We start from the raw sequence: 25,066 nt of genomic DNA, 5'->3' as shown, positions 1-25,066 counted from the left end.
CCGCGGCCGACCCGACAGGGCGGTGAATCCGCGTCTAGTTTCGTCCGGCGTCTCCGTTCCGCCGTTCACCCCGCCCGTGCTCGTCGCCGCAGCAGTCAGCGTCCCGGTCCCTGTCGCGGTCGGAATTGCCTGGACGTTGCGGTGGACCTCGACGCCGACCGTTCCCGGATCTCGGGGTCAGCGTCTGCGTCGACTCCGCCGCGGCGTTGACCTCGCCGTCGCCGAACAGCAGCGGCTTGTACTCGAAGTCGCGGAACAGTTCGAGCTGATCGTCGTAGTGGTCGCCGGTCGACCCGTCGGGGGCGACGTAGCCGTCGTTGCCCGGCGGGAGGACGTTCTCGGCTTCGAGGTCGTCGCCGAGGCGGACGATGTGGTTCTCCGTTCCGCGGTTCACCCAGGCCATCTCGCCGGCCGTCGTGACGCCGATGGGCATGCCGAACAGCGCCATGTTGTCGAACTCCTCGATGCGCGCGTCCGATCGCCAGGTCGAGGGATCGCCGTCGGACTCCTCATCGAGCTCCGAGACGGCCGCCCGGAACGCGCCGACGAGTTCGTCGTCCGGGCTGTCGCCGACGTAGTCGGCTCCCGTCGACAGTGCGGTCTCGTCGGGATTGAGCACCCGCATCAGCGTCCCGCGGCCGTAGTCGTAGTTGAGGAAGTACGACGCCGGGTCGTACGCGCTACCGAGCGTCTCCGCGAACACCTCCCGGAGGATCTTCGGGAACGTGGCGTCCCAGATCGTGTAGCCGGCGGGGTACTGGCCGGTGTGGTCCTCCCCGTCCGCCTGCCGGAGGTGTCCCCAGGATTCGAGTTGCGCCTTCGCCCGCCGTTCGGTCTCGGAGAGATCGGCGTCCTCCAGCGCGTCCAGCAGGTGGTCCTTGTACCGTATCGACCGGAGATCCACGAAGGCGATGTCGTAGACGACCTCCTTCATGAACTCGTAGTCGACCGCACCGTGGTCACAGAGACGGTGCTCCACGAGGTTGATGATGCGCTGGACGCGGTGGTCGGTCGACCAGGAGTAGCTCAGATCGCCGTTGTTCCAGTCGGGCGCGGGCTTGTTGTTCCACTGCGCCGAGTAGCCGGGATCGGGGTTGATGGCGTAGGGAACGTCCCCGTCCGCGGCTCTCAGGTAGTCGTCCTCGGTGAGTTCGTACTTCGTCCCGTCGGCGGGCAGGCGTGTGTCCCACTCGACGCTCTCGGCGTCGGGGTAGCGCCCGAGGTGGAAGTAGCCGATGTCGCCGCTCTTGTCGGCCCACATGAAGTTCAGTGCGTAGTCACAGCGCTGGGCCGCCTGCTTGAACTCCTCGACGTCCGACGCGAACTGGGCCTCGTAGTAGGCCCGCCAGGAGTTCATGTGCCTGCCGGAGTAGGACTTGGTCTGGGCCAGCGCCTGGCCGTTGTCGGGATCCCACTGCGTGACGACCCCGTGGCGGGTGAGCCGCTCGGTGTAGGTCACGTTCTCGCCGTCCGCGACCTCGATCGTCTTCTCCTCGGTCTCGACCTCGTGTTCCTCGCCCCGGAAGGCGTAGGTGTCGGGGCCGTCCTCGTTGACGGTGATGGACTCGGTGAACATCTGGAGGCAGTTGTCGATGCCCGCCGTCGAGGTCATCGCGCCGTTGCGGTTGTGCCCGAACATGATGAACGGGTAGCCCGCGACGGTGATGCCCGCGACGTCGAAGTCCGGCCCGTGCAGCCCCGCCTCGTACATGATGGAGGGCGTGTTGAACCCCATCTGGGGACCGCCCATCAGCAGGGCGTCGCCGCTCTCGGTCACCTCGCCCTGCACCGCGAGCGCGTTGCTGCCGTACTTGATGGGGAGCCCGAGCTCGTCGAGCCCGGTCGCGAGCGTCCGGACCCGCTCCATCTCGGCTTCGTGGACCGCCTGCGCGTCGGTCGGGATCGCGAAGTTTCCGCCCGTGATGCGATTGCTCGCCGACGCCGTCTCGCCGGACGACCCGCGCTCTGCCGGTTCGGTCGCGCTCGTCCGTCCCGTCTCGACGTCCGTGTACGGCGGCGTGTACCCCTCGCCGGACTGGACGGTCGAGGTCGGCGCGCCGGGGTCGTTCCCCCAGTTGAGGTCCTCGAACAGCTCCATCGCCTCATCCTCGTCGCCGGTCTTTTCGGCCAGCATGTCGACGACCGTCGCGCCCAGCGTCTCCAGCTGGAAGCCGCTGAAGTACGCCATGCTCCCGACGAACATCCCGGCGGCGTCCTCCGTCGTGAACTCGTCGGGCTCGAAGCCGTGGTCCTGGAACCCCTTGTGGAACTCTCGATCGTCGCTGTCGCGGACTTCGCGGATGTATCGATTGATGCCGTCGGTGAAGGCCTGCAACACGCCGCGTTGCTCCTCGGTCAGCTGCTCCTGGGCCTGCTCGTCGAGGGAGGGCTCGCCCGCCGTGTTCCGGCGGGCCTCCTTGTCGAACTGGACCCAGTCGTTGTCGCCCTCACCTTCGCCGAGGACCGCCGCGACGGTTCCGTGGTAGTAGCGACGGTAGAGTTCGAGCTGGTAGAGCCTGTCCTCCGCCGTCGCGTAGCCGTACCCGTAGAACACCGGCGCGCGACTGTCGCCGCCCCGCGCGTAGATGTGCGGGACGCCGTACTCGTCGCGCTTTATCCTCACCGTGACCGGCTTCTTGCCGGGCCGGGCGTAGGCCAGCTCCGTCTGGGTGACGCCGCCGGCGATTCCGGCGACTGCCGTGCCCGCTTTCAGGACGTCGCGTCGCGATACGCCTTGCCAGTTCTGTCGAGTATTCTCCGGCACAGTAACTGTTCCGAGAAAGAATATAATAATAATTGGGGGTGTACTAGCGAACGTACGACTGGCGTTTCAGGAATTTCCCGCGAGAACGGTGGTACACCGAGCCCAATCCGGGCGTCGCCTGCACCGACTCTCGCTCCCGTCAGCCAGTCTTGTACACGCCGCGCGCGTCCGCGACGTGGGCGCCGTCCTCGGCGTAGACGTCGACGTCGACGACGCCGACGTCGCCGCCCTGTCGGACCACGTCGGCTTCGGCCCGGAGGTCGCCGGTTCCGGCTTCCAGGTAGTCGATGCGCATGTCGATCGTCGGGACCGGCTGGTCGACGATCGAGACCAGCGCCGCCCCGCCGACGGTGTCGGCGAGCGTGAACGTCACGCCGCCGTGGGCCATCACTTTGTCCTCGTTCCAGGACAGTTCCTCGCGCATCTCGATGTGTCCTTCGGCGTGGCCGTCGTCGACGGTGGTCACTTCGACGCCGAGCAGGTCGGCGAACGGCATGTTCTCGAAGAACGCTTCGATGTCCATACTCGTCTATCAGTTTCCAGAGGCGCACGAATAAACGTTGATGTTCCGGCGGTCCCGCGTTCGCGCTCACAGTGGTAACAGCGCGGAAGCCCACGGCTTTAGCCGTGGGGGGGAAGCGCGTAAGCCACATTACCACAAACCACCGAAAACAGCACTGCCGACTCTCCAACGTTATTCAAAAATATTAATAAAGGGTGGACAGTACTGTGATACAGATGGCGTGGGAGGTAACTCGCACCGTGCGCGTCCGCCTCGACGTGCCCGACGACCGCAAGAGTGACCTCCACGCCACCAACTCCAAATTCCAGTACTGCGCCAACCGCACCGCAGACTGGGCATGGCGCTACCCAGACGAGGACTGTGTGACCAGCAAAAGCGAAGCTGAAGACGCCATTTACGACGACCTCCGAGAAGAAACCGACGGACTGCACGCGAACCTCGTGCAGAAAGCCATCAAACGCGCCACTGATGACATCGACAGCTGCGTTGACAGGCTTGCTGACGGCGAAAACACTAGCAAGCCAGAGTACGACACGTTCAGCATCGTCTACGACAAGCGAGCAGCCACCTACTACCGCGACAAGGTGAGCCTCGCCACCGTCAACGGGAGGGTCGAATGCGAGTACGACCTTCCCGACGACCCTGGAAGAACACCGCATGGCGAGTACCTGCTGAACGACAGCTACCCTTTCTCAACCAGTACCGTCCACTACGACAGCGAAGCCGACGAGTTCTACCTCCACGCGGTGATGGAGCGGGAACTCGACGTTGATAGTCCTGAGAAAGCCGAGGATTCGAAGGTCCTCGGCGTGGACTGCAACGTCAACGACCACATCGCCGTCACCAGCACGGGTCGGTTCATCGGGAACGCCGACTACCTCAACCATCACCGCCGCGAGTTCGAAAAACGCCGCGCCAGCCTGCAACAGACGGGCACGCGGAGCGCCCACTTGACCTTCCAGCGTATCGGTGACAGGTTCGGACGCTGGAGTGAAGACTATCTCCACCAGTGTTCCAAGGCCATTATTGAGGAGGCTCGCCTCCACGGTTGCACGCATATCGCGTTCGAGAAGTTAGAGCGGATTCGAGAACGTATCAGCGACGGGAAGAAGTTCCAGCAGTGGGCGTTCAACGCCCTCCAGATGATGGTCGAGTACAAGGCTGAAGAGTACGGCATCGTTGTGGACGCGGTGAAGCCACAGTACACGAGCCAGCAGTGTTCGAAGTGTGGGTGTACCCTTGAAGAAAACCGGGACGACCAGCACTTCGAGTGCCGTGACTGTGGGTACGCAGCGAATGCGGATTATAACGCGGCGAAGAACGTGGCGCGGAAACTCGCGCTCAAACTCCAGCGGGGGCAGAAGTCCCCTACTGGAGGGGCGTTCTGTCAGTACGCCCTGAAGTCAGGGGTGATGACCGTGAACGCTACTGAAGTGGCGTCCGACACTCCCGTGTCGGTAGAACGAGAGTCCACTGACAAGCCCACCCCTTTAGGGGTAGGTAGCTGACTCGCGGTGGTCGTAGACGCGCTGGACTTTGCCGACCTCGGTGCGCTCGATGCCGCCGGCCGGGACCAGTTCAAGCTCGTCGGGAGTGAACGAGAGGACGTTCTCCAGCCGGGTCAGGATGTCCTCGCGCAGCGCCTCGTCGCTGCGGTCGACCTCCTCGGCGCGCTCGATGGTCAACTCCAGCACGTCGAGGTTGTCCTCCTGATACAGGTCGATACGGTAGTGTGGAGCGACGCCGTCGATGTCGACGACCGTGTGCTCGATCTCGCTGGGGTAGAGGTTCACGCCCCGGACGACGAGCAAGTCGTCGGTGCGGCCGGTGACGTTGTCCATGCGCACCATCGTGCGGCCGCACTCGCACTCCTCGTAGTTCAGCGTCGTCAGATCGCCCGTGCGGTACCGCAGGACCGGCAGTGCTTCCTTGGTGAGCGTGGTGAGGACGAGTTCGCCCTCCTCACCGTCCTCGACGGGCTCGCCGGTGCGCGGGTCGACGACCTCCGGGTAGAAGTGGTCCTCCCAGACGTGCAGGCCGTCCTGGGCCTCGTGGCACTCGGCAGCGACGCCGGGGCCGATGATCTCCGAGAGCCCGTAGTTGTTGATGCCGGTGGCGTCGAGCGCGTCCTCGATCTCCTCGCGCATCGGCTCCGTGCAGGTCTCGGCGCCGTAGGCGATCACCGAGATGGACAGTTCGCGGGGGTCGTACCCCATCTCCTCGGCGGTCTCGGCGAAGTACAGCGCGTAGGAGGGCGTACACGCGAGGACGTCGCTGTCAAGGTCGTCGGCGAGTTCGATCTGTCGCTGCGTCCCGCCGCTGCTGGTCGGGACGACTGTCGTCCCGAGCGTTTCGGCGCCCTCGTGAAAGCCCAGGCCGCCGGTGAAGAGGCCGTAGCCGTAGGCGTTCTGGACGGTGTCGCCGGGGTCGACGCCGGCGGCCGACAGCGAACGAGCCATCGTCTCACCCCACAGATCGAGATCCTCGTCGGTGTACGAGACGATTTTTGGCTTGCCGGTCGTGCCCGAGGAGGCGTGGATGCGGGCGACTTCTTCGTCGTCGACGGCGAACAGGCCGTCGGGATACTCGTCGCGGAAAGCCTCCTTCGTCGTCATCGGCAACTTCGTGACGTCCTCGATGCTGTCGATGTCCTCGGGGTCGACTCCGGCGTCGTCGAGCGTCTCGCGGTAGAACGGAACGTTCTCGTATGCGCGTGCGACCGTCTCGCGGAGCCTGTCCGCCTGTACCTCGCGCAGCTCCGAGCGGTCGAGAGACTCGTTACTGTGTCTCATCCTCTCATTCGATACAGAGGCCGTTCTCTATCAAAAAGATTCCTGGTCGATTACGCGAGTTCGGGCCGGACTTCCTCGCCCAGTCGCCGGATGCACGTCGCCATGCGCTCGGTACCGATGCCGGGATGGTAGGTGCGGAAGATGAAGTGGACGTCGTCGCCGAGCGCGTCCCGGTACTCTTCCAGCTCCGCGACGACCTGGTCGGGAGTGCCGAAGATGGCCTGCTCTTTCAGTTCCTGCTTGCGCTCGGCGTCGAGTTCGTCGACGGGCTCGCCGGAGAAGATCTCCTCGTACCGACGCTGGATGTAGAAGTACCCCTCCCGCATCTGCTCCCAGGCCTCCTCTCTCGAGTCGCCGACGAAGCCGTGCTGGAGGACGTACACCTGAAAGTCACCGTCGACGTCTTCGTGCTCGCGAACGTTGCGGATGTCCTCGACGCGCTTTTCGACGCCCTCGACCGACAGCGAGGAGGGCGCGCACCAGGCGTCGCCGGTGCGGGCGGCCCGACGGACGGCCGGTTTCGCGGCGCCGCCGAGCATGATGGGGACGTCGTGGGCGGGCTCGGGCGTCACGGTCACGTCCGGCGAGATGTCGTGAAACTCGGGATCGTACTCCAGCGGACCCTCCGACCACGCCCCGCGGAGGACGTCGACGGTGTCGGCCAGCCGCGGGACGCGCTCGTCGTCCGGGATGCCGAAGGCGTCGAACTCGGCGACGTTCGAGCCGATGGCCAGTCCCAGCGTCGCGCGACCGCCGCTGATCTGGTCGACGGTCGCCACGTCCTCTGCGAGCCGGACCGAGTCGTACAGCGGCGCCAGGGCGATACACGGACCGAGTTCGACGTCGTCGGTGACGGCGGCGAGCGCGCCCAGCGCGGGAATCACGCCGGAGAGGTAGTCGTCCTCGAGGAAGTGGTGCTCGGAGACCCAGGCGCTGTCCAGGCCGGCGTCGTCGATGACGCGGCCGAGTTCGAGCATCTCGTCGTAAATCTCGCTGGTCGAGCGGTCGTCGTCCGGTCGCTGCTGGCAGGTAAAGAGGCCGGTACCGAGTTGCATACTAGCCGGTTGCGTCGCGACCGACTTAACGATAGTGACACGTCCACCGGCCGCGCCGTTCTGCCACTTTCCCGAGCTTTATTTCGGCCGGTTCGGTTACGACGTGTAGCAGCATGTTCCGAAGCATCTGGACCGACCCGACGAAGCGGCGGTGGGTCGGGTGGGCGGCGCTCGCCGGCGCGTTCGTGGTCGTGAACTTCCATCGCGTCTCGACGGGCGTCCTCGCGGACACGCTCGCGCGGACGTTCGACACGACCGGCGCGGAGCTGGGACTGCTTCACTCGGCGTTTTTCTACGTCTACGCGCCGATGCAGGTGTTTGCCGGCGTCCTCGCGGACAGGATGGGGACCCGCCGGGTCGCGACGGTCGGCTCGGCCGTGATGGGCGTCGGCGTCGTCGCCTTCGCGGTCAGTCCGTCCTACCTCGTGGGCTTTGTCTCCCGTCTGCTCATCGGTCTCGGCGGCGGCGTCGTCTACATCGCGACGCTGCGGTACTGCGCGAACTGGTACCGGGACGACGAGTTCGCCACCGTCACCGGACTGACGCTGTCGGCGTCGGCGGTCGGCGGCCTCCTCGCCACGACGCCGCTCGCCGTCCTCGTCGCGGCGGTCGGGTGGCGCGACGGGCTCCTGGGTGTCGGCCTCCTGGGATTCGTCCTGACCGGCGCCGTCCTCGCCCTCGTGCGCGACACGCCGGCCGCGGCCGACCTCCCGCCCGTCGAGGGCGCCCCCGAGGCCGCCGAACAAACGTTGTCGGACGTCCTCGCCGGCGTCCGTGCGGTGTTCGCCAGGCGCGACACCTGGATCATGGGCTGGATGCTGTTTTTCGCCATCGGGATGAACTTCACCGTCATGGGGCTGTGGGGCGTCCCCTACGTGGTCCAGGCCTACGACGTGTCCGTCCAGACGGCCTCGCTGTACACGCTCGTGGGCAACGCCGGCCTGGTCGTCGGGTCGCCGATTCTCGGGTGGCTCTCGGACCGACTCAAGGAGCGCACCGGCCTCATCCTCTCCGTCGCCGTCGTCTACTTCCTCGCGTACGCCAGTATCGTCGCCCTCGGGACGCCGCCGCTGTGGTACGTCGGGGCCGTATTCTTCCTCGTGATGTTTCTGCTGGGCGGGTTCACGCTCTCGTACACGGTGATAAAGGAGCGACACGTCGCCGAGCGGTCGGGGACCGCCACCGGGACGGTCAACGGGATGGGGTTTCTCGGCGCGGCCGTCCTCCCCGGCGTCATGGGGTGGGTGCTGGACGTCTTCTGGACGGGCGAGACTGTCGCGGGAAGCCGCGTCTACACCCTCTTTGGCTACCGCGTCGCCTTCGGCGTCGCCGCCGCGAGCGGACTCGTCGCACTCGGCTGTGCGACGTGGCTACACCTGCGAGCGCGTGAGCAACCCCGGCTGGACTAACCTTGAGGACGGACACGCCCGCACTGGTCCCGGGCGCGCGGCGCAGGAAACTCTCGGGCTTCGACGACGGACTCGACCGGGAGCGATCCGTCAGTGGTCGATCCGGGTGATCTCTTCGACGGGCCACTCGCTCAGGATTTCGACGCCGTTCTCGCGGACGACGACCATCTCCTCGACGCGGACGCCCTGGCGGTCGGCCGGCTGCATCGTCTCGACGGCCATCGTCATCCCCTCCTCGATCTCGATGGGGTGGTCCGGCGAGAGGCCGCGCCAGATGAGCGGCACCTCGTACAGTTGCAGGCCCAGGCCGTGGGCCCAGTGGTTGGTGGTCATCTGCCAGTACTCGTCGGCGTCGTACCAGTCCATGTGCTCGCCCTCCTCGTCCGGGAAGCCCTTGCAGATCTCGTCGGTCGTGGCGCCCGGCTCGATGCGTTCGAGCACGTCGTAGAGATCGTCGCGCGCCTTCTCGTACGCGTCCTTCTGGGCCTGGGTGGGCTCGCCCATGCTGAAGGTGCGGTAGTAGCAGGAGCGATACCCCAGGTAGCCGATGTTGTAGAAGTCGGCGTAGACGAGGTCGTTGGGTCGGATCGCGCGGTCGGTGGTGTTGGCCTGGTGTTTCGGCCAGGTGTTGGGGCCGGAGGTGACGTAGCCGCCCTGGGCCATCGCGCCGTGGCGCCAGAGCTCCCTGACCGCGTCGCCCCAGACCTCGGACTCGCGCTTGCCGGGTTTGGCGCTCTCGGTGATGGCCTGGAAGCCGGCTTCGCAGATGGCCGCGACCTGGCGGAGGCATTCGATCTCGTCGCGGGTCTTGACCTTGCGGGCGTCGAGCATGATGTCCGTCGCCGCGGACGTGTCGACGTCGACGCCCCGATCCTCGAACTTCTCGACGAGAGCGCCGTTGCCCACGTCGATCCCCATCGGCTCCTTTGCGACGCCGTACTCCTCCATGGCCTCGTAGACCGTCCCGGCCATCTTGTCTTTGAGCCAGTCCCGGGCGGAGTTCCGTCCGGAGGCCTGCGGGACGTTCCCCAGCCCGGGGCAGGCGTAGCGGATGTCGTCCAGCCACGGACAGTTGAAGCGCTGGTTCGAGGCGTGGTCGGCCGTGTCCCAGTGGACGACGTCGCCGTCCTCGGTCAGCAGCGTGTAGTGGTCGGCGCCGCTGCCGCCGGTCATCGCCAGCCCGGTGACGTAGCGGACGTTCGGGTCGTTGATGAGCAGCATCGACCCCAGCTCCGAGTCCTGCAGTCGGTCGAGCGCCCGCTCTTTGCGTTCGCGCCGCATCCGCTGGACGTCGATCCGCTCCTCCCAGTCGACGGCCATGGTGCCGCGCGTCCCTTCCATGAAATCTCGCTCGTACATCGTGTAGGTGTAGACAGAGGTTCCTAATCAAATTCCGGATTTTCCGAGTGGCTGCGGGCCCGTCCGTCGAGGCGTCCCGTGCGTGGTAGTTTTAATGTCGTGGTCGGGCCGGCGAAGAGTATACTTGGTGTCGGTCTGTATTCGGGACCGATGGACACAGACTGCTCCGTACGCGTCGATCACACTGGTATCGCCGTCGAATCCATCGACGACGCAGAGTCGGTCCTCTTCGCCTTCGGCTGTCGGAAGCTCGTCGAGGAGTCCGTCGAGGGGCGGTTCCGGTGGGCGCAGTACGACTTCGGTCGGGACGCCTCCCGGCTGGAACTCATCGCGCCCGAGGCCGACGACACCTTCCTGACGGAGTATCTCGACGAACGCGGCCCGGGGCTGCACCACGTCACGCTGGAAGTCGCGAACATCGACGCCGTCGCCGCGGCCGTCGAAGACGCCGGGCTCGACGTCGTCGAGTACAGGGAGTACGACGACTGGACGGAGGCCTTCGTCCCGCCGTCGAACCCGACGGGAGCGCTCTTCCAGCTGTTCGAGTACCACGACGGCTACGCCGACGGCCGGCCGGCGGCGGAGAAACTCTACGTCGACGGGCAGCGCCTCGGCGAGCAGTGAGAATCGCCGGTCAGACCGGTTCGAGCCCGTTCTCCTCGCGTAGCGTGTTGATGTACGAGCGGAAGCCGGTTTCGAGGTCGTACTCGACCTCGTAGCCGAGATCTTCCCGGACGGCGGTCATATCGAGATTCTGGGTCCAGGGGAGTTCCCCCTCGTCGGAGACCTCGAGGTCGGCGTCGGGCACGATCTCGCGGACGGTGTCGGCGGCCTCCCGAATCGTGGCGAGGACGCCGCGGACGTTGTAGACGCGCTGCCCGAGGTCGTCCTCGTCGACGAACGTGGCCTTCCGGAACGCCTGGGCGATGTCGCGGGCGTGTTGCCAGTCGATGACCTGATCGCCGTACTCCACGCTGAACGACTCGCCCAGCGCGGGCTTCTCGACGATGTTCGCGAGGAACGCGGAGCCGCCGGTCTCGCGGTAGGGGCCGTAGGCGACCGTCGGCCGCAGGGCGACGTGGTCGAGATCGTAGTCCTCGTGGTAGACTCGCGCCTGATGTTCGTTGTACTCCTTGGTCGCGCCGTACAGCGTGTCGGGGTAGACGAGTTCGTCTTCGTCGACGTACTCGGCGTCGTAGTTGTGCGGCGGGGCGTACACCGCGGCGCTCGAGGCCCAGGCGACGCGCTCGACCTGATCGTCGAGGATGCGCGCGGCCTCGAACACGTTGTTCGTCCCCTTGACGTTGACGTCGAGACCGGCGCGGGGGTTGTCCCGGGCGCTGTTGGTCAGCAGCGCCGCGAGGTGGACGATGTGGGTCGCGCCGGTTTCCTCGACGGCGCGGATGACGTCGGTCGCCTCGGAGACGTCGCCGCGACGGATCTCGACGTCGTCGGCGACGCCCAGCTTCGAGAGGATGTGGTCGTCCGTCGAGAGATCGTAGGCCACGACGTCGTGGCCGTCGTCGACGAGGTCCTCGACGACGTAGGAGCCGAGGAAGCCGGTTCCGCCGGTGACGAGTACGGTATTGTCTGTCATCGTGCCAGAATGGTCGCGGACCAAAAGTAAAAAGTTTGGTGTCGGCCCGCGCCCACCGCGGACGTCGCCGGTCTCGGTCTCCGGCACCGCTAGCTATTTCCACCAGCAGTCTGACTGGGAACCTATGACACGGAGAGCGATCAACCCCGACGGACTCGTCGACGCGCCGAGCATCGGCTACAACCACGCGATCGTCGAGGACGGGACCCTCTACACGTCCGGACAGGTCGGTTGGGACGCGGAGTTCGAGCTCGCGGGCGACGACATCCGGTCACAGACCCGACAGGCCTTCGAGAACGTCGAGACGCTGCTCGCGGACCTCGACCTCGGGCTCGACGACGTCACGAAGGTGACGGCCCACATCGTCGACCCGCCCGCCCGCAGGGACGGCTTCTTCGAGGTGTGGAACGAGGTGTACCCCGAGCAGCCCTACCCCTGCCTGACGATCCTCGGGACTCACGGGCTCGCACAGGAGGACTTCCTCGTCGAACTCGAGGTCGAGGCCCCGGTCGAGGAGTAGGACCGTTACTCGTGGAGGCCGCCGACCTCCTCGTAGAACGAGGACTGGAGCGACTCGACCATCTCTTCCTCGCGGTCGATGCGGGCGTCGATGACGAACGGCACGTCGGCGCTGGTCCCCTCTTGGAGGGCGTCGGCGAGTTCGTCGGGGGTGACCGCTCGCGTCGCTTCGGCGCCGAAGGCTTCGGCGGCTTTCACGAAGTCCGTGTCGTGGAACTCGACGCCGGCGATGTCCCCCTCGTCGTGTTGCATCTGGCGAACCATCCCCAGGCTCGTATCGTTGAGGACGACGAACGTGGGAGCGACGCCGTTCTCGACGGCCGTCTCGACGCTGGTCATCGTCATGGTGAAGCCGCCGTCGCCGGCGACGCCGATGACGTCCTTCTCGGTCGTGATGGCGGCGGACACCGCAGCGGGCGTCGACCAGCCCATCGCGCCGACGCCGCCGCTGCCGTAGTAGGTGCCGGTGTCCGGCGCCTGCAGGTAGTTCAGCAGCCAGAAGCGGTTGTTGCCCGAGTCGGCGGTGACGATGGTGTCCTCGTCGACGACGGACTCAATCTCTTTGACCGCCCGCTGCGGCTTGATGGGCGAGGCGTCGGAGTCGCACTCGGGCCCGCTGAAGGACTCCCGGGCGTCGGCAGCGCGGTCGCGCGCCCAGTCGTTGCCGACGCTGTCAGGCAGTTCGTCGGCGAGATCGGCCAGACTCTGTGCGGCGTCGCCGATGAGCGCGACGTCGGCGGGGTAGACCCAGCCGGCGTTGCGCGTGTCGATGTCGGCGTGGATGATCGTCTGCTCGTCCGGCCGGATGAACTCGGGCGACTGCCAGTTGGTGTCCATCGGATTCAGTCGGGAGCCGACGACGAGCAGAACGTCGGCTTCGCTGACCACCTGATTCGCGCCCTCGTGGCCGAACGAGCCGATGACGCCCGCCGCCAACTCGTGCGTCTCGGGGAACGTCGACTTGCCGAGGTAGGAGGTCGTCACGACGGCGTCGGTGGCTTCAGCCACAGTTTGCAGTTCGTCGTAGGCGTCGGCCGCGTGGACGCCGTTGCCCGAGATGATGACCGGACGTTCGGCATCTGCGAGTGCCTCGACGGCTGTCCGGGTGTCGTCGGCGTCGGGGCGGGACTCCCAGTTCCGGACCTGGTCGTGGCCGTCCCAGACCGGCGGGGTGGGATCGTCGGGCATCTCCTCGGTGACGGCGTCGCCGTCGAGGATGACCGCGGTCGGGCCGGGCCGGCCGGCCGTGGCGTGTTTGAACGCGAGCTGGAGGCTCCGAACCGTTTCTGTCGGCGACCGCGGGAACCAGTTCTCCTTGGTGTAGGCGTCCAGCGCCGACGGGAGATCCAGTCCGCCGTAGTCGCCGCGGGCCTGCTGGTAGGGGGCCAGCGTGGAGTAGTCGCCGCGTTCGCTGGCTTCGGTGATGACGACCATGGGGGAGGAGGCGAGTTTCCCTTCCATCTGTCCGATGGCACCGAGGCTACCGATCCAGGGCCCCTGGCCGGCGAGAACGCCGGGGTCGCCGGTGAGGCGGCCGTGCATCTCGGCCATGACGCTGGCCTCGCGCTCGTCGCGAGGGCGGACCATCTCCACGTCGTAGTCGGGGACGTGGTCGAGAATTTCGATGATGCGCCCGCCCGGGTAGCCGAAGACGTACTCGACGCCCTGCTCGTCGAGTTCGGCGACGAGTCGTTCGCCCGTCTCAGTCATGTCTCTCGTCGAGTTGGACCGTCTCTTCGACGATGAGGCGCGGTCCGGCACCGGGGTCGATGAACTCCGCGGCGTCGTCCTGTACCGTCTGTGCTATCTCGGAGTCGAAGGCGTCGCCCAGAGCGGCCATGTCCTCGAAGTACAGTTCCAGCACCCCGTCGTACTCCGATTCCTCCGGTCGGGTCGGTACCGACGTGACGTACCGCTCGAGCCCCGGAAGCTCCTTCGCGAGATCCGCGTGCTCACCTTGCCACCGCTCGACGAACTCTTCGTGGGTGTACCCGTCCTTGCGGACGAGCAGGTCGACTATCTTTGGCATACACGTTCATCATCTCATCCGTGGGTCTTTTTTCTAACGGATCTCCGTTCTTCCACTGAACCGGAGTTTCGTTGGGAGTACGTCCATCACAGGGGCCGAGAGCGTTCGAATAGGTCGAACAAAAAGTTTGTAAAGAGTTCGCCCGTGAGTAGTGGTATGACAGTCCCGGCCGACATCGACAGGCCCGTCGAGACGGTTGAGCGAGCGATCGAGATCGTCGAGTACCTGAAGACAAACGGGTCTGCGGGAGTTCCGGAGATAACCGAGCACCTCGGCTGTGCGAAGAGCACGGCGCACAGACATCTCAAGACGCTGGAGGCCAACAGCTTCCTCATCGAGGAGGACGACGAGTACCGGCTGGGGATCCGGTTCCTGGACTACGGCGCCGTCGCCCGGGACGAGTACACGCTCTACCAGGAGGCCAAGCCGAAAGTCGACGAGTTGGCCGACGTGACCGACGAGAAAATCTGGTGTGCCGTCGAAGAGCACGGCCGCAGCATCCACATCTACGGCGCGCAGGGGAAACACTCGGTCCAGACCTACGCTCGCATCGGGCACCGGAACTACTTACACCAGCACGCCGCGGGCAAGGCGATACTTGCTCACTTGCCCGACGAGCGCATCGAGGAAATCCTCGACACCTACGGCCTCCCCGCGCGGACACCCAACACGATCACCTCCGAGGAGGCGCTCTGGGAGGAAATCGGGTCGATCCGCGAACAGGGCTACGCGTTCAATCTCGAGGAGTCCGTCCAGGGGCTCCACGCCATCGGTGCCCCGATTACCGACGAGAACGACGTCGCCATCGGCGCGATCAGTATCTCTGGACCGGCGAACCGGCTCGAAGGATCGCTCCTGCGTGACGAACTCCCGACGCTGCTCCTGGGGGCGGTCAACGAGATCACTATCAATCTCGCTCACATATAGGGCGTTCTCCCAGGCTGTCGTCGTCCGTCGCAGGTTCGTTTCCGTTCTCCCTGTCCGAGAGATTCGAACGCTCCTTCTGACGTTGCCGATCCGTATATCTACGATATCGGACGTTTCAATGGCTGTCGGGCGTTTCTATGGATGCCTGTCCGTCGTCGCGACCACGAAACGAGATCCTCCAACTGTTCACCCTCATTGAACGAATCTCCGATGATCTAGCGTGTGGGATCCCAGCACGATGACAGAGTTTCCGTAGAATGGACTCTAGCGCCGATATTCGGCGTCCTGGGAGATGGTTCGTCTTCGTAACCGAATTCCCCTTTTACACTGCGTTCGAGTAATTCGAATCTCTGCCGGTCCGGGAGTTCGTCGCTGACTATCCTCGACAGCTCAGGAGAGAACTGTCGCGACGACCGCTGGAATTACAACTGTACTACTGTAATGCGATGCGTCGGATCTGGTCATTCCGACCCCCCCAATCCAACGATCCCGCGGGAGGGCGCCCCCGAAGTGGATCGGAGTCGTCGGGAAGCGCGGTCCCGCCTCACATTTTGTGCGAGCTATAATTCTGAGCCGCCCATAAACCTGGCTTAGTGGGGCTCAGTCCACGGATTCAATGAGGATGAACGCTATTATCCCCTTCCCGACTCGCTGAAGGCCCCACTGCCGGCGAGTAGATCGTCGAGGGAATACGGAGATTCTCACGTTCGGACTCTCTATTCGCTATTTCTTCGCTATCACGAGTGGCTTGTCAACAGACACCGTAACAGTGTAGTGCGCGTCGGCCGCATATAGTAACAAATTACCTACAAATCGTTCGATTAATTGGAATGTACGAAAACCAGAGTAACAGCCGGATACTGCTCAAAACGCGCCCTTACGAGCCCCTTACAGCGTCATAGGCTGATTCGATTATATCGAACCAGCGTGGCGGCCGCCGACACGACCCGTCACTCGCTCGGCCACTCGGGGTCGCGGTCCTCGAAGAAGGCGTCGATGCCTTCGTTCTTGTCTTCGGTCGCGAACAGCTGTGCGAACAGTTCCGCCTCGTACTCGATGCCGGATTCGAGGTCCATCCGGGACGCTGCCTTGACCGACTTCTTTGCGAACTCGAGGGCGACAGGGCTCTTGGCGGCCATCGACTCGGCGAGTTCGTACACCCGGTCGTCGAACGAGTCGTCGCCGTGGACCTCGTCGACGAGACCGATGTCTTGAGCCTCTGTCGCGTCGATCAGTTCGCCGGTGAGGATCAGTCGCATCGCGTGGCCTTCGCCGACGAGCCGCGGAAGGCGCTGGGTGCCGCCGCCGCCCGGCATGATTCCGAGGTTGATCTCGGGCTGGCCGATCTTTGCGTCCTCGTGTCCGATGCGGATGTCACACGCCTGGATGAGTTCGCAGCCGCCGCCGAGCGCGTGGCCGTTGATGCGGGCGATGACCGGCATCGGACAGTCGTCGACGTGCTCGTAGATGCGGGGGCGTTTGCTGGCTTCGCGCTGTTCGAGCGCGTCGCGCTCCCGCAGTTCGGTCACGTCCGCGCCGGCGACGAACGCGCCGGTGTCCGCCGCGCCCGTCAGAACGACGACCTTGACGTCGCTGTTCGGGATCTCGTCGAACACCTCCTTCAGTTCCGACCGCAACTGGGCGTTGAGCGCGTTGCGGGCGTCCGGACGGCAGAGTTCGACGGTTGCGACGCCGTCCACTCGGTCGCCGACCGTCACGTTGACTGTCTCGCAGGTGGCGGCGACGTCTTCGAGCGTCATCACTCGTCCCCCCAGTCCCCGCTCGTCCCGACGATTTCCCCGTCCTCCCAGACGTAGAAGCCTTCGCCCGACTTCTTGCCGAGCTTGCCCGCACGGACCTTTCGCTTGAGCACCTGTGGCGGTTTGAATCGCTCGCCCAGTTCTTCCCGGAGGTACTCGAGGATGTCCAGGCGGACGTCCAGTCCGACGACGTCGCCGAGCTCGATCGGCCCCATCGGGTGGTTGTAGCCCAGTTCCATCGCCGCGTCGATGTCCGCCGGCGACGCGACGCCTTCCTCGACCATCCGCATCGCCTCCACGCCGAGTGCGACGCCGAGTCGCGAGGAGGCAAAGCCCGGAGAGTCCGTCACCTCGACCGGCGTCTTGTCGATCCCCTCGACGAACTCGTGGGCCCGCTCGACCGTCCCGCCGCTGGCCTGTTCGGGGACGACGATCTCGACCAGCCCCATGATGTGGACGGGGTTGAAAAAGTGCAGCCCGACGGACCGCTCGGGGTGGTCCAGCGCGCTGGCGATCTCGGTCAGCGACAGCGACGACGTGTTCGACGCGATGACCGTGTCGCGCCCGACGTGGGACTCGACTTCGGTCACGGTGTCGTGTTTGATCTCCATGTCCTCCGGCACCGCCTCCACGACGAGGTCGGCGCCCGTGACGGCTTCTTCGAGCGACGTGGTGCCGTCGAGTCGCGCCATCGCGGCCTCGGCCTCGTCTTCGGTTACTTTCCCGCGTTCGATACCCCCTTCGAGGTTCGCTTCGATGCTGGCCAGTCCGTCGTCGACGATCTCCTCGTCGATGTCGCGCATCCGGACGTCGTGACCAGCCATCGCGGACACCTGGGCTATGCCGTGGCCCATAGTGCCGGCTCCTAGTACGGCAACGTGCATCGTTTCGACGCACGGAGTCGATGGGTAAAAACGTTGTCTGCCTGACGGTCCCCCGGCAGGCAGAGAATTAATGTCCTCTCCTGTACAAGGTCCTGTCAGGATGAGCGATTCACAGCAAGCCGTTATCGTCGACGCCGTCCGGACGCCGCAGGCGAGAAAGGACGGCGCGCTCGCCGAGCAGTACCCCGAAGACCTCGTGACGACGATACTGGACGCGCTGGTCGAGCGAACCGGCGTCCCGGCCGCCGACTGGGACGACTTCAGACTGGGCTGTGCGAACCAGGAGAACGAACAGGGCCGCAACCTCGCCCGCCAGTCGCTTCTCGCGGGCGGCTTCCCCGAGACGGTACCGGGGTCGACGACGACCCGCCTCTGTGGCTCCTCGCTGACGGCGCTCAACGACGCCGCCCGCGCCATCGAGGCCGGCGACGGCGCGGTCTACCCCGTCGCCGGGGTCGAACAGATGAGCCGGATTCCCTTCTCCGACTGGCTGCACCCGGCTATCGAGCGGCGCTACGACCCCGACAGGCTCCCGATGGGACAGACCGCCGAAACCATCGCCCGCGAACACAGCATCTCCCGCGAGGACCAGGACCGCTTCGCGCTCCGCTCGCACGAACGCGCCGTCGAGGCGACCGAGAGCGGCCGCTTCGACGACGAACTCGTCCCCGTCGAGACCGACGAGGGGCTCGTCGACGAGGACGAAACGCCGCGCCCGGACACCACGTTCGAGACACTGAACGATCTCCCGACGGTGTTCCGGGACGACGACGAGGCCTCGGTCACGCCGGGCAACGCCTCGCCGCTGACCGACGGCGCGGCCGGCCTGCTGGTCACTTCGGCGTCGTACGCCGAGGAACACGACCTCGACGTCCTCGCCCGCGTGACGACGCGCGCCGTCGTCGGCGTCGACCCGCTGGTCATGGGCCGGGGGCCGATTCCGGCCACCCGCGCCGCGCTCGCCGACGCCAACCTGACGATGGACGACGTCGACCTCGTCGAGCTCAACGAGGCCTTCGCCGCCCAGAGCCTCCACTGCGCGGACGAGCTGGAGATTCCAGACGAGAAACTGAACGTCAACGGCGGCGCCATCGCGCTCGGCCACCCGCTGGGGTGTTCGGGCGCGCGCATCTCCACGACGCTGCTCCACGAGATGGAGACGCGCGAGGCCGACGTCGGCCTCGCGACGATGTGTGTCGGCTTCGGACAGGGCGTCGCGACCGTCTTCGAGCGGCCGTGACTACCGCACGTCGGACGCGACCCGCGCCTTGAACCCGTATCGGATGACGTCTTCCTGGGTGTAGATGCGCCGGATCGTCGTCTCGACGCGCGTCCCGATCTCGACCTCGTCGTCGCTCGCGAGCACCTGGGTTGGGATGCTGACCGTCTCCTCACCGCGGGGGCCGTCGAGTGCGACGACGGCGCTGACGAAGGGGCCGCTCTTGGACTGCTGTTCGACGAACTCCGGCGGCGCGCCGCCCTGCGCGATGGTCGTGACGGCCTCGACGGTGCCGGTCCCCGGCAGGGGGACGGGGTCGTACGCGTCGGCGGTGGCGTTACAGCGCCTGCAGGCCCCGCTCGGCGGGAAGTTCAGGGCGCCACACCCCGGACACTCGCCGGCGACCAGCCGGTGGCGCTGGTCGACGGTCCGCTGCCAGGAGGGGATGCTGACGTACGCGCCGCCACCCTCGGGTTCGTCGCCGGTGATCTCGCCGCGCCGGCGCAGGTACTCGGCGTAGGTCAACTCGGCGTCGCCCTCCAGCGCACTCTCGACGGGAATCGGCCCGTCGACCACGGCGACGTTCGCGCCGGCACCGTTCCCGTAGGCCGCCAGGAGGACCTGCTCGGCGCCGTCCTCGAACGCCGTCGCAGCCCCGAGGAAGACGCTCGCCGCGCCGGTGTCCCCGAGCGCGCTGACCGTCTCCGCGGCGGCGATCGTCTCGGTATCGACGCCGAGCGCGCCGGCACCGCGGTAGGGGAGCTTGCCGTCCGGCGACTGCACGGCGGCGGCGTCGACGCCGTCCGGAGCGGCGTCGAGTGCATCCACGGCGCCGCCCAGCGCCGCGGTGAACGCCTGCCGGTCGTACTGCGTGACGCCCAGCCCGGCCGTCTCCTCGCTTCCGGTCGGCCGGAACCGCGTTCCTGGGTAGGGGACGACGTGGGAGCTACTGTCGACGACCCGTCCCGGTCCGTCGCCGTCGACGACCAGGGCGGCGGCGCCGGCGCCGGCGGCGTGTTCCACCTCGCTGTCCGGTTCGCCGCGCGGGCAGTCGCCGACGACGACCAGCCCGACGCCGTCGTTCCACGGCCCGGCCGCGAGCGCGGCCTCGAACGCCTGCGCGCCGGCGCGGGTGCTGCCCGTGTGCGTCTCGGTCCGCACGCTCTCGGGCGTCCCGAGGATGCTCGCGATGCGCGCGGTCAGGTCCTCCTCGGCCATCGGGGGCGTCGTCGTCGCGAAGGAGAGGTGGCGCACGTCCGCCCCGTCGGCGTCGGCGGCCGACAGCGCCCGGCGCGCGGCCTCGACGCCCATCGTGAGCGCGTCCTCGTCGGCCTCGGGGACGGCCTTCCGTTCGACGCCCGCCGCGTCGAAGCTCCCCCACGCCTCCTCGAACTCCTCCGCGGCGATGCGCAGGCGGGGAGCGTACGCGCCGATGCCGGCGATGCGGGCGTCGCTCATCGCGCCACCTCCCGTTCGAGAATGTGAACGACGGCGCCGCCGCCGCTCCCGCCGACGTTGTGCGTCAGTCCGACGTTCGCGTCCTCGACTTGACGGTCGCCGGCTTTCCCGCTGAGCTGCTTGAACGCCTCCGCGATCTGGCCGGCGCCGGTCGCGCCGATGGGGTGGCCCTTCGATTTCAGCCCGCCCGACGCGTTGACGGGCAGGTCTCCGCCGAGTTCGGTTCGCCCCTCTTCGAGGAGTTGGGGGGCTTCGCCCCGGTCGCAGAAGCCCAGATCCTCGTAGGCGAGCAGCTCGGCGATCGCAAAGCAGTCGTGGACCTCCGCGAAGTCCAGCTCCGCCGGTTCGATGTCAGCCTGATCGTAGGCGGACTCGGCGGCCGTCTCCGAGGAGGAGATGGCGGTGTAGGTGTCGCGCTGGAACAGTCCGACGCGTTCGCTGGCCGCCCCGACCCCGGCGACGCGGATTGGGTCGTCGGTGTACTCGGAGACGACGTCCTCGCTCGCGACCAGCACCGCCGCCGCCCCGTCGGAGGTGGGACAGCAGTGATAGAGGTTCAGCGGGTCCGCGACGACCGGCGCGTCGACGGCGTCCTCCAGCGAGCACTCGAAGCCGAGGTGCGCCTTCGGGTTTTTCGCGCCGTTTTCGTGATTCTTGACCGCGACCATCGAGAGGTGCTCCGGCGTCGCCTCGTACTCGTCCATGTAGGCGCTCGCCATCTGGGCGTAGACGCCCGAGAACGTCGTCCCGGTCAGGCGTTCCCACTCCGTCTCGCCGGAGACCCCCAGCCAGTACTTGGTCACGTCGCTGCTCATGTCGGTCATCAGTTCGACGCCGCCGCCGAGGGCCACGTCGGCCATCCCGCTTTTGACCGCCTGGACGGCCTGCCGGACGGCGTAGCCGGAGGCGGCACACGCGTTCTCGACGCGCGAACTCGGGATCCCGTGGAGCCCGGCGTGTTCCGTCGCCGCCGGCCCCGACAGCCCGAGCTGGCGCCCCCCGACGCCCAGCGACCCGACGACCGCCTCGTCGACGTCGGCGTCGTCGAACCCGTCGGGGACACTGTCTGCGGCTTCCTCGTAGGCCGCCGTGAACAACGAGCGATAGCTCTCCTCGGGCATCGCGCCGAACGGCGTCTGCCCTGCGCCGATTATGTAGGCATCCCGCATACCGCTCTGTTCCGGCGGTGACGAAAAATACCTTTTCCTCCCGAGACCGACCTCGACGGGTACGCACCAGCATTCACGTTGGATGATCGGACAGGCTTGCGTAATAATGACCCAAACCATTTTATTGGTAGTACTGCTATCAACGATCGAAGCATGGAGCCCAAGCCCGTAGAGGCGTCCGACCGCGAGGAGCTGCGCGAACTGCAAAGCGAGCGCCTCCGCGAGACGGTCGCACACGCCTACGAGAACGTACCGTTCTACCGCGAGACGCTCGACGAGATGGGCCTCTCACCCGACGATATCGACGGTGTGGAGGACATCACGAAACTGCCGATGACGAGGAAGGAGGACTTCCGCGACGAGTATCCGGACGGCCTCTTCGCCGTCGACGACGAAGAAGTCGCCCGCATCCACGCCTCCTCGGGCACGACCGGCAAGCCCAAGATCGTCTCCTACACCGACGACGACCTCGACGTCTGGAGCGAGGTCGTCGCCCGCTCGCTCGCGGCGAGCGGTGCCGAGGAGGGTGGAACCGTCCAGAACGCCTACGGCTACGGACTCTTCACCGGCGGCCTGGGCCTGCACTACGGCGTCGAGGAGCTGGGCGCGACCGTCATTCCCGTCGGAAGCGGCGGGACCCAGCGACAGGTCGAACTGATGACCGACCTGGAAAGCGACGTGTTCACCTGCACACCCTCCTACGCGCTGTATCTCGCCGAGACCGCCGAGGAGATGGGCTACGATCCCCGGGAGCTGCCCATCTCGACGATTATCTTCGGTGCCGAACCGTGTACGGACCCGATGCGCGAGGAGATCGAGGAGCGACTCGACGTCGACGGCATCGACATCTACGGGCTTTCGGAGATCATCGGCCCCGGCGTCTCCTGTGAGTGCCACGAAGCCCAGAACGGCCTGCACATCTGGGAGGACCACTTCTACCCGGAGGTCGTCGACCCGCGCACCGGCGAACCCGTCGAGGAAGGCGAGGAGGGCGAACTCGTCCTGACGACCCTGACGAAAGAGGCTCTCCCGGTCCTGCGGTACCGCACGGGCGATCTGACGACGCTGAACTACGAGGAGTGCGAATGCGGCCGCACGATGGTGCGCATGGACAACGTCACCGGCCGCGCCGACGATCTGCTCATCGTTCGGGGCGTGAACCTCTACCCCAGCGAGATCGAACACGTCGTCCTCGACATCGACGGCGTTGCCCCCCACTACCGCATCGATCTCGACAAGGAGAACAACCTCGACGTGATGGAACTCACTATCGAGTGCGAGGAGGATCTCGACCGGAGCAAGCAGTCGCTCGAAAAAGAGATCGCCGAGCGGCTGTCGAACGTCCTCCAGTTCACGCCGGACGAACTCAACCTCGTCGACCACGGCGAGATCGGTCGCAGCGAGGTCGGCAAGGTCCAGCGCGTCTACGATCACCGCAACTAGGGTCGGTAGACGCGACCGCGGAACGTCGCGATGCGACCGTCGTCGCCGTCGGTCACCTCGACCTCGTACTCGGCGGTCGATCCGGCGACGTGTGTCTCCTCTGCGGTGGCCGTGAGTGTCTCACCGGTGTCGACGGCTTCCAGGTAGGAGATGTTCGTCTCCAGCGCCACGGCCGGCTCCCCGCGGGAGTTCGACGCCGCGGCGAAGGCGGCGTCCGCCAGCGAGTAGATGGCGCCGCCGTGCGGCGTGCCGTGGAAGTTCAGCAACTCCTCGGTGATCGTCAGTTCAGTCCGGGCGTAGCCCGTCTCCAGTTCCACCACGTCGATACCAAGTGTCTCGCAGAACGCGTCGGACTCGACGCGCTCGCGGACCTCGTCAGCAACGCTTGACATCGGGTATCACGTTCGACAACTGGCAGTAAATACGTACTGGTCGCGGTAGTCCGTCCACTCACGGGCGAGCTCATCTCTCCGCGACGCCCGAATGTCAGGGTGTAAAGTTATAAATGCGTCCTGGCAAATGAGTAGATATGGCGTACAGCTACGAGCCACACCATTTCGAAGATTTCGAAGAAGGACAGGAGTTCATCAGCGTCGGTCGGACGGTCACGGAGTCGGACTTCGTGATGCACTCCGCGCTGTCGGGCGACTGGACCGAACTCCACACCAACAAGGAGTACGCCGAGGAGCAGGACTTCGGCGAGCGGATCGCCCACGGTCCGATGACGTTCGTCCAGGCGACCGGCTTCGTCTACCGGACCGGGATCGTCGAGCGGACGGCCTACGCGTTCCTCGGGATGAACTACATGGACCTCCCGAACCCCGTCAACATCGGCGACACGCTCCAGCTCGAGATGAGCGTCTCCAACAAGAAAGAGGTCGGCCGCGACGACGTCGGCCTGGTCGTTCTCGACACCCATATGGAGAACCAGGAGGACACCGTCGTCTTCGAGGGCGACATGAAGTTCCTCATCAAGAAGAAAGACTGATCGACGCCGGACGGCGCTACCCAGCCCCGGCCAGCAGCTGCTCGAAAACGGGTTGCTGGACGTGGTTCACTCCAACGAGGAATCGTAGCGCCAAAGCGGCCGGTCAACGACAATCATTAAGACGAACGGCGTACATGTTCTGCCTGCAATGGAGTACTCCGGGCCCACAGACCTGTATATCGGCGGAGAGTGGCGTGAAGCGAACAGCGGCGAGACCATCACGACGGAGGACCCCGCGACGGAGTCGGCCTACGCGACCGTCCAGAAGGCCGACGCCACCGACGTGGACGCGGCCGTCCAGGCGGCTACCGAGGCTGCCGACCGCGACTCCGAGTGGCGGACGATGGATCCCGACGTCCGCCGCGAGAAGATCCACGCGATGGCCGACGCCATCGAGGAGCTGAAAGACGAGATCACGATGGTAGAGTCCCACGACAACGGCAAGACGCCGTTCGAGGCGGGGATGGAGATCGACATGGTCATCGATACGTTCCGGCACTACGCCGGCTGGACCGACAAGATCCAGGGCAGCGAGATCCCCGTCTCCGACTCCCGGCTCAACTACACGACGCGCGACCCCGTCGGCGTGACCGCCCACATCTCCCCGTGGAACTACCCGTTCCAGCTGGCCGGGCGCAGCGTCGCCCCGGCGCTGGCGACCGGGAACAGCGTCGTCCTCAAACCGTCGAGCGTGACGCCGCTGTCGGCGCTGTACTACGCGAAAGCGGCCGAAGAAGCCGGGCTCCCCGACGGCGTCGTCAACGTCGTCCCCGGATCCGGCTCGGAGGCCGGCAGCGCGCTGGCCGGCCACGAGGACGTCGATCACGTCACCTTCACCGGCTCCACCGGCGTCGGGAAGACGATCCAGCAGGACGCCGCTGAGGCCGTCGCCGACGTGACGCTGGAACTCGGCGGGAAGGGGCCGGCCGTCGTCTACCCGGACGCCGACCTCGACGCCGCGGCGCGGGGCATCCAGTACGGCATCTTCATGAACGCGGGGCAGATGTGCTGGGCCAACTCTCGCGTCGTCGTCCACGAGGACGTCGCCGACGAGCTGGTCGAGAAGATGGCCGACATCGCCGAAAACATCCCGCTCGGCGGCGGCATCGACGACGACGGCCAGATGGGGCCCGTCGTCAGCGAGAGCCAACAACAGGAGATTCTCGACTAC

At 66.1% G+C, this 25,066-nt stretch carries 22 protein-coding genes; 9 read left to right on the top strand and 13 right to left on the bottom strand.

The window, feature by feature from the left end:
• Positions 1 to 34: 34 nt before the first annotated feature.
• Positions 35 to 2,764, bottom strand: a complete 2,730-nt coding sequence (locus ABDZ81_RS17620) for a penicillin acylase family protein (protein WP_343775795.1) — start codon at positions 2,762 to 2,764, stop codon at positions 35 to 37.
• 139 nt (positions 2,765 to 2,903) lie between these two features.
• Positions 2,904 to 3,287 carry a PaaI family thioesterase gene (locus ABDZ81_RS17615; RefSeq protein ID WP_343775793.1) on the bottom strand — a complete coding sequence of 128 codons (384 nt, stop codon included), beginning with the start codon at positions 3,285 to 3,287 and terminating at the stop codon, positions 2,904 to 2,906.
• Between the two features lie 215 nt (positions 3,288 to 3,502).
• On the opposite strand from ABDZ81_RS17615, the gene ABDZ81_RS17610 reads away from it, so the two are divergent.
• Entirely contained in the window at positions 3,503 to 4,795 is a 1,293-nt protein-coding gene (locus ABDZ81_RS17610; RefSeq protein WP_343775790.1) for an RNA-guided endonuclease InsQ/TnpB family protein, read from the top strand.
• On the opposite strand, the gene paaK (ABDZ81_RS17605) is transcribed toward ABDZ81_RS17610, so the two are convergent.
• Together paaK (ABDZ81_RS17605) and ABDZ81_RS17600 are read right to left on the bottom strand one after the other, a co-directional pair.
• Positions 4,778 to 6,079, bottom strand: coding sequence for a phenylacetate--CoA ligase PaaK (paaK, locus tag ABDZ81_RS17605; protein ID WP_343775787.1), 1,302 nt, complete (start codon positions 6,077 to 6,079; stop codon positions 4,778 to 4,780). The genes ABDZ81_RS17610 and paaK (ABDZ81_RS17605) overlap by 18 nt on opposite strands.
• A 50-nt stretch (positions 6,080 to 6,129) precedes the next feature.
• Positions 6,130 to 7,134, bottom strand: coding sequence for an LLM class flavin-dependent oxidoreductase (locus ABDZ81_RS17600; protein ID WP_343775784.1), 1,005 nt, complete (start codon positions 7,132 to 7,134; stop codon positions 6,130 to 6,132).
• A gap of 113 nt (positions 7,135 to 7,247) precedes the next feature.
• Between ABDZ81_RS17600 and ABDZ81_RS17595 the strand changes: the two genes are divergently transcribed.
• Positions 7,248 to 8,543, top strand: a complete 1,296-nt coding sequence (locus ABDZ81_RS17595) for an MFS transporter (RefSeq protein ID WP_343775781.1) — start codon at positions 7,248 to 7,250, stop codon at positions 8,541 to 8,543.
• A gap of 90 nt (positions 8,544 to 8,633) precedes the next feature.
• On the opposite strand, the gene ABDZ81_RS17590 is transcribed toward ABDZ81_RS17595, so the two are convergent.
• Positions 8,634 to 9,902, bottom strand: coding sequence for a M24 family metallopeptidase (locus ABDZ81_RS17590; RefSeq protein ID WP_343775778.1), 1,269 nt, complete (start codon positions 9,900 to 9,902; stop codon positions 8,634 to 8,636).
• A 150-nt stretch (positions 9,903 to 10,052) separates the two neighbouring features.
• Between ABDZ81_RS17590 and ABDZ81_RS17585 the strand changes: the two genes are divergently transcribed.
• Complete coding sequence (locus ABDZ81_RS17585; protein ID WP_343775775.1) at positions 10,053 to 10,526, top strand: VOC family protein; 474 nt, start codon at positions 10,053 to 10,055, stop codon at positions 10,524 to 10,526.
• Between the two features lie 10 nt (positions 10,527 to 10,536).
• Here ABDZ81_RS17585 and ABDZ81_RS17580 read toward each other — a convergent pair whose 3' ends face one another.
• Complete coding sequence (locus tag ABDZ81_RS17580) at positions 10,537 to 11,499, bottom strand: NAD-dependent epimerase/dehydratase family protein (RefSeq protein ID WP_343775772.1); 963 nt, start codon at positions 11,497 to 11,499, stop codon at positions 10,537 to 10,539.
• 124 nt (positions 11,500 to 11,623) lie between these two features.
• On the opposite strand from ABDZ81_RS17580, the gene ABDZ81_RS17575 reads away from it, so the two are divergent.
• Positions 11,624 to 12,019: a RidA family protein gene (locus tag ABDZ81_RS17575; protein WP_343775770.1), complete on the top strand. Its 396-nt coding sequence runs from the start codon at positions 11,624 to 11,626 to the stop codon at positions 12,017 to 12,019.
• Positions 12,020 to 12,024: 5 nt separating this feature from the next.
• Here the strand turns inward: ABDZ81_RS17575 and ABDZ81_RS17570 are convergent, their stop codons facing one another.
• On the bottom strand, positions 12,025 to 13,728 hold the full coding sequence (locus tag ABDZ81_RS17570; RefSeq protein ID WP_343775767.1) for a thiamine pyrophosphate-binding protein: 1,704 nt from the start codon (positions 13,726 to 13,728) through the stop codon (positions 12,025 to 12,027).
• Positions 13,721 to 14,047: an EthD domain-containing protein gene (locus ABDZ81_RS17565; RefSeq protein ID WP_343775765.1), complete on the bottom strand. Its 327-nt coding sequence runs from the start codon at positions 14,045 to 14,047 to the stop codon at positions 13,721 to 13,723. The genes ABDZ81_RS17570 and ABDZ81_RS17565 overlap by 8 nt, the downstream gene beginning before the upstream one ends.
• Positions 14,048 to 14,203: 156 nt before the next feature.
• Between ABDZ81_RS17565 and ABDZ81_RS17560 the strand changes: the two genes are divergently transcribed.
• The gene (locus ABDZ81_RS17560) at positions 14,204 to 14,974 is read left to right on the top strand and encodes an IclR family transcriptional regulator (protein ID WP_343775762.1); all 771 of its coding nucleotides are present in this window, start codon (positions 14,204 to 14,206) and stop codon (positions 14,972 to 14,974) included.
• A gap of 950 nt (positions 14,975 to 15,924) precedes the next feature.
• On the opposite strand, the gene ABDZ81_RS17555 is transcribed toward ABDZ81_RS17560, so the two are convergent.
• Both ABDZ81_RS17555 and ABDZ81_RS17550 read right to left on the bottom strand, forming a co-directional pair.
• Positions 15,925 to 16,734, bottom strand: a complete 810-nt coding sequence (locus ABDZ81_RS17555; RefSeq protein ID WP_343775760.1) for an enoyl-CoA hydratase/isomerase family protein — start codon at positions 16,732 to 16,734, stop codon at positions 15,925 to 15,927.
• The gene (locus tag ABDZ81_RS17550; RefSeq protein WP_343775758.1) at positions 16,734 to 17,618 is read right to left on the bottom strand and encodes a 3-hydroxyacyl-CoA dehydrogenase family protein; all 885 of its coding nucleotides are present in this window, start codon (positions 17,616 to 17,618) and stop codon (positions 16,734 to 16,736) included. Before ABDZ81_RS17550 ends, ABDZ81_RS17555 begins: the two co-directional genes overlap by 1 nt.
• Before the next feature lie 100 nt (positions 17,619 to 17,718).
• On the opposite strand from ABDZ81_RS17550, the gene ABDZ81_RS17545 reads away from it, so the two are divergent.
• The gene (locus ABDZ81_RS17545; RefSeq protein ID WP_343775755.1) at positions 17,719 to 18,858 is read left to right on the top strand and encodes a thiolase family protein; all 1,140 of its coding nucleotides are present in this window, start codon (positions 17,719 to 17,721) and stop codon (positions 18,856 to 18,858) included.
• Here the strand turns inward: ABDZ81_RS17545 and ABDZ81_RS17540 are convergent, their stop codons facing one another.
• Positions 18,859 to 20,295 (bottom strand): OB-fold domain-containing protein, encoded by a 1,437-nt coding sequence (locus ABDZ81_RS17540; RefSeq protein WP_343775752.1) that lies wholly within the window; start codon positions 20,293 to 20,295, stop codon positions 18,859 to 18,861. It lies immediately after the preceding gene.
• Entirely contained in the window at positions 20,292 to 21,464 is a 1,173-nt protein-coding gene (locus ABDZ81_RS17535; protein ID WP_343775749.1) for a thiolase domain-containing protein, read from the bottom strand. The genes ABDZ81_RS17540 and ABDZ81_RS17535 overlap by 4 nt, the downstream gene beginning before the upstream one ends.
• 153 nt (positions 21,465 to 21,617) lie before the next feature.
• Between ABDZ81_RS17535 and paaK (ABDZ81_RS17530) the strand changes: the two genes are divergently transcribed.
• Positions 21,618 to 22,907 carry a phenylacetate--CoA ligase PaaK gene (gene paaK, locus ABDZ81_RS17530; protein WP_343775746.1) on the top strand — a complete coding sequence of 430 codons (1,290 nt, stop codon included), beginning with the start codon at positions 21,618 to 21,620 and terminating at the stop codon, positions 22,905 to 22,907.
• On the opposite strand, the gene paaI is transcribed toward paaK (ABDZ81_RS17530), so the two are convergent.
• Positions 22,904 to 23,299: a hydroxyphenylacetyl-CoA thioesterase PaaI gene (gene paaI / locus ABDZ81_RS17525; protein WP_343775743.1), complete on the bottom strand. Its 396-nt coding sequence runs from the start codon at positions 23,297 to 23,299 to the stop codon at positions 22,904 to 22,906. The genes paaK (ABDZ81_RS17530) and paaI overlap by 4 nt on opposite strands.
• Positions 23,300 to 23,436: 137 nt before the next feature.
• On the opposite strand from paaI, the gene ABDZ81_RS17520 reads away from it, so the two are divergent.
• Together ABDZ81_RS17520 and ABDZ81_RS17515 are read left to right on the top strand one after the other, a co-directional pair.
• Entirely contained in the window at positions 23,437 to 23,895 is a 459-nt protein-coding gene (locus ABDZ81_RS17520; protein ID WP_343775741.1) for a MaoC family dehydratase, read from the top strand.
• 148 nt (positions 23,896 to 24,043) lie between these two features.
• Positions 24,044 to 25,066: aldehyde dehydrogenase family protein (locus ABDZ81_RS17515; RefSeq protein WP_343775738.1), on the top strand; the 1,023-nt coding region annotated here is incomplete at its 3' end.

It is taken from the genome of Natronoarchaeum mannanilyticum (genome assembly GCF_039522665.1).
GTDB classification, from domain to species: domain Archaea; phylum Halobacteriota; class Halobacteria; order Halobacteriales; family Natronoarchaeaceae; genus Natronoarchaeum; species Natronoarchaeum mannanilyticum.
This window is presented reverse-complemented; position numbering and strand designations above follow the sequence as displayed.

Coding starts and splice junctions, on each gene's coding strand:
- ABDZ81_RS17560 (WP_343775762.1), top strand. CDS start 14,204: ATGACAGTCCCGGCCGACATCGACAGGCCCGTCGAGACGGTTGAGCGA.
- ABDZ81_RS17600 (WP_343775784.1), bottom strand. CDS start 7,134: ATGCAACTCGGTACCGGCCTCTTTACCTGCCAGCAGCGACCGGACGAC.
- ABDZ81_RS17615 (WP_343775793.1), bottom strand. CDS start 3,287: ATGGACATCGAAGCGTTCTTCGAGAACATGCCGTTCGCCGACCTGCTC.
- ABDZ81_RS17520 (WP_343775741.1), top strand. CDS start 23,437: ATGGCGTACAGCTACGAGCCACACCATTTCGAAGATTTCGAAGAAGGA.
- paaK (WP_343775787.1), bottom strand. CDS start 6,079: ATGAGACACAGTAACGAGTCTCTCGACCGCTCGGAGCTGCGCGAGGTA.
- ABDZ81_RS17580 (WP_343775772.1), bottom strand. CDS start 11,499: ATGACAGACAATACCGTACTCGTCACCGGCGGAACCGGCTTCCTCGGC.
- ABDZ81_RS17550 (WP_343775758.1), bottom strand. CDS start 17,618: ATGCACGTTGCCGTACTAGGAGCCGGCACTATGGGCCACGGCATAGCC.
- ABDZ81_RS17555 (WP_343775760.1), bottom strand. CDS start 16,734: ATGACGCTCGAAGACGTCGCCGCCACCTGCGAGACAGTCAACGTGACG.
- ABDZ81_RS17610 (WP_343775790.1), top strand. CDS start 3,503: ATGGCGTGGGAGGTAACTCGCACCGTGCGCGTCCGCCTCGACGTGCCC.
- ABDZ81_RS17540 (WP_343775752.1), bottom strand. CDS start 20,295: ATGAGCGACGCCCGCATCGCCGGCATCGGCGCGTACGCTCCCCGCCTG.
- ABDZ81_RS17535 (WP_343775749.1), bottom strand. CDS start 21,464: ATGCGGGATGCCTACATAATCGGCGCAGGGCAGACGCCGTTCGGCGCG.
- ABDZ81_RS17570 (WP_343775767.1), bottom strand. CDS start 13,728: ATGACTGAGACGGGCGAACGACTCGTCGCCGAACTCGACGAGCAGGGC.
- ABDZ81_RS17590 (WP_343775778.1), bottom strand. CDS start 9,902: ATGTACGAGCGAGATTTCATGGAAGGGACGCGCGGCACCATGGCCGTC.
- ABDZ81_RS17575 (WP_343775770.1), top strand. CDS start 11,624: ATGACACGGAGAGCGATCAACCCCGACGGACTCGTCGACGCGCCGAGC.
- ABDZ81_RS17565 (WP_343775765.1), bottom strand. CDS start 14,047: ATGCCAAAGATAGTCGACCTGCTCGTCCGCAAGGACGGGTACACCCAC.
- ABDZ81_RS17545 (WP_343775755.1), top strand. CDS start 17,719: ATGAGCGATTCACAGCAAGCCGTTATCGTCGACGCCGTCCGGACGCCG.
- paaI (WP_343775743.1), bottom strand. CDS start 23,299: ATGTCAAGCGTTGCTGACGAGGTCCGCGAGCGCGTCGAGTCCGACGCG.
- ABDZ81_RS17585 (WP_343775775.1), top strand. CDS start 10,053: ATGGACACAGACTGCTCCGTACGCGTCGATCACACTGGTATCGCCGTC.
- paaK (WP_343775746.1), top strand. CDS start 21,618: ATGGAGCCCAAGCCCGTAGAGGCGTCCGACCGCGAGGAGCTGCGCGAA.
- ABDZ81_RS17595 (WP_343775781.1), top strand. CDS start 7,248: ATGTTCCGAAGCATCTGGACCGACCCGACGAAGCGGCGGTGGGTCGGG.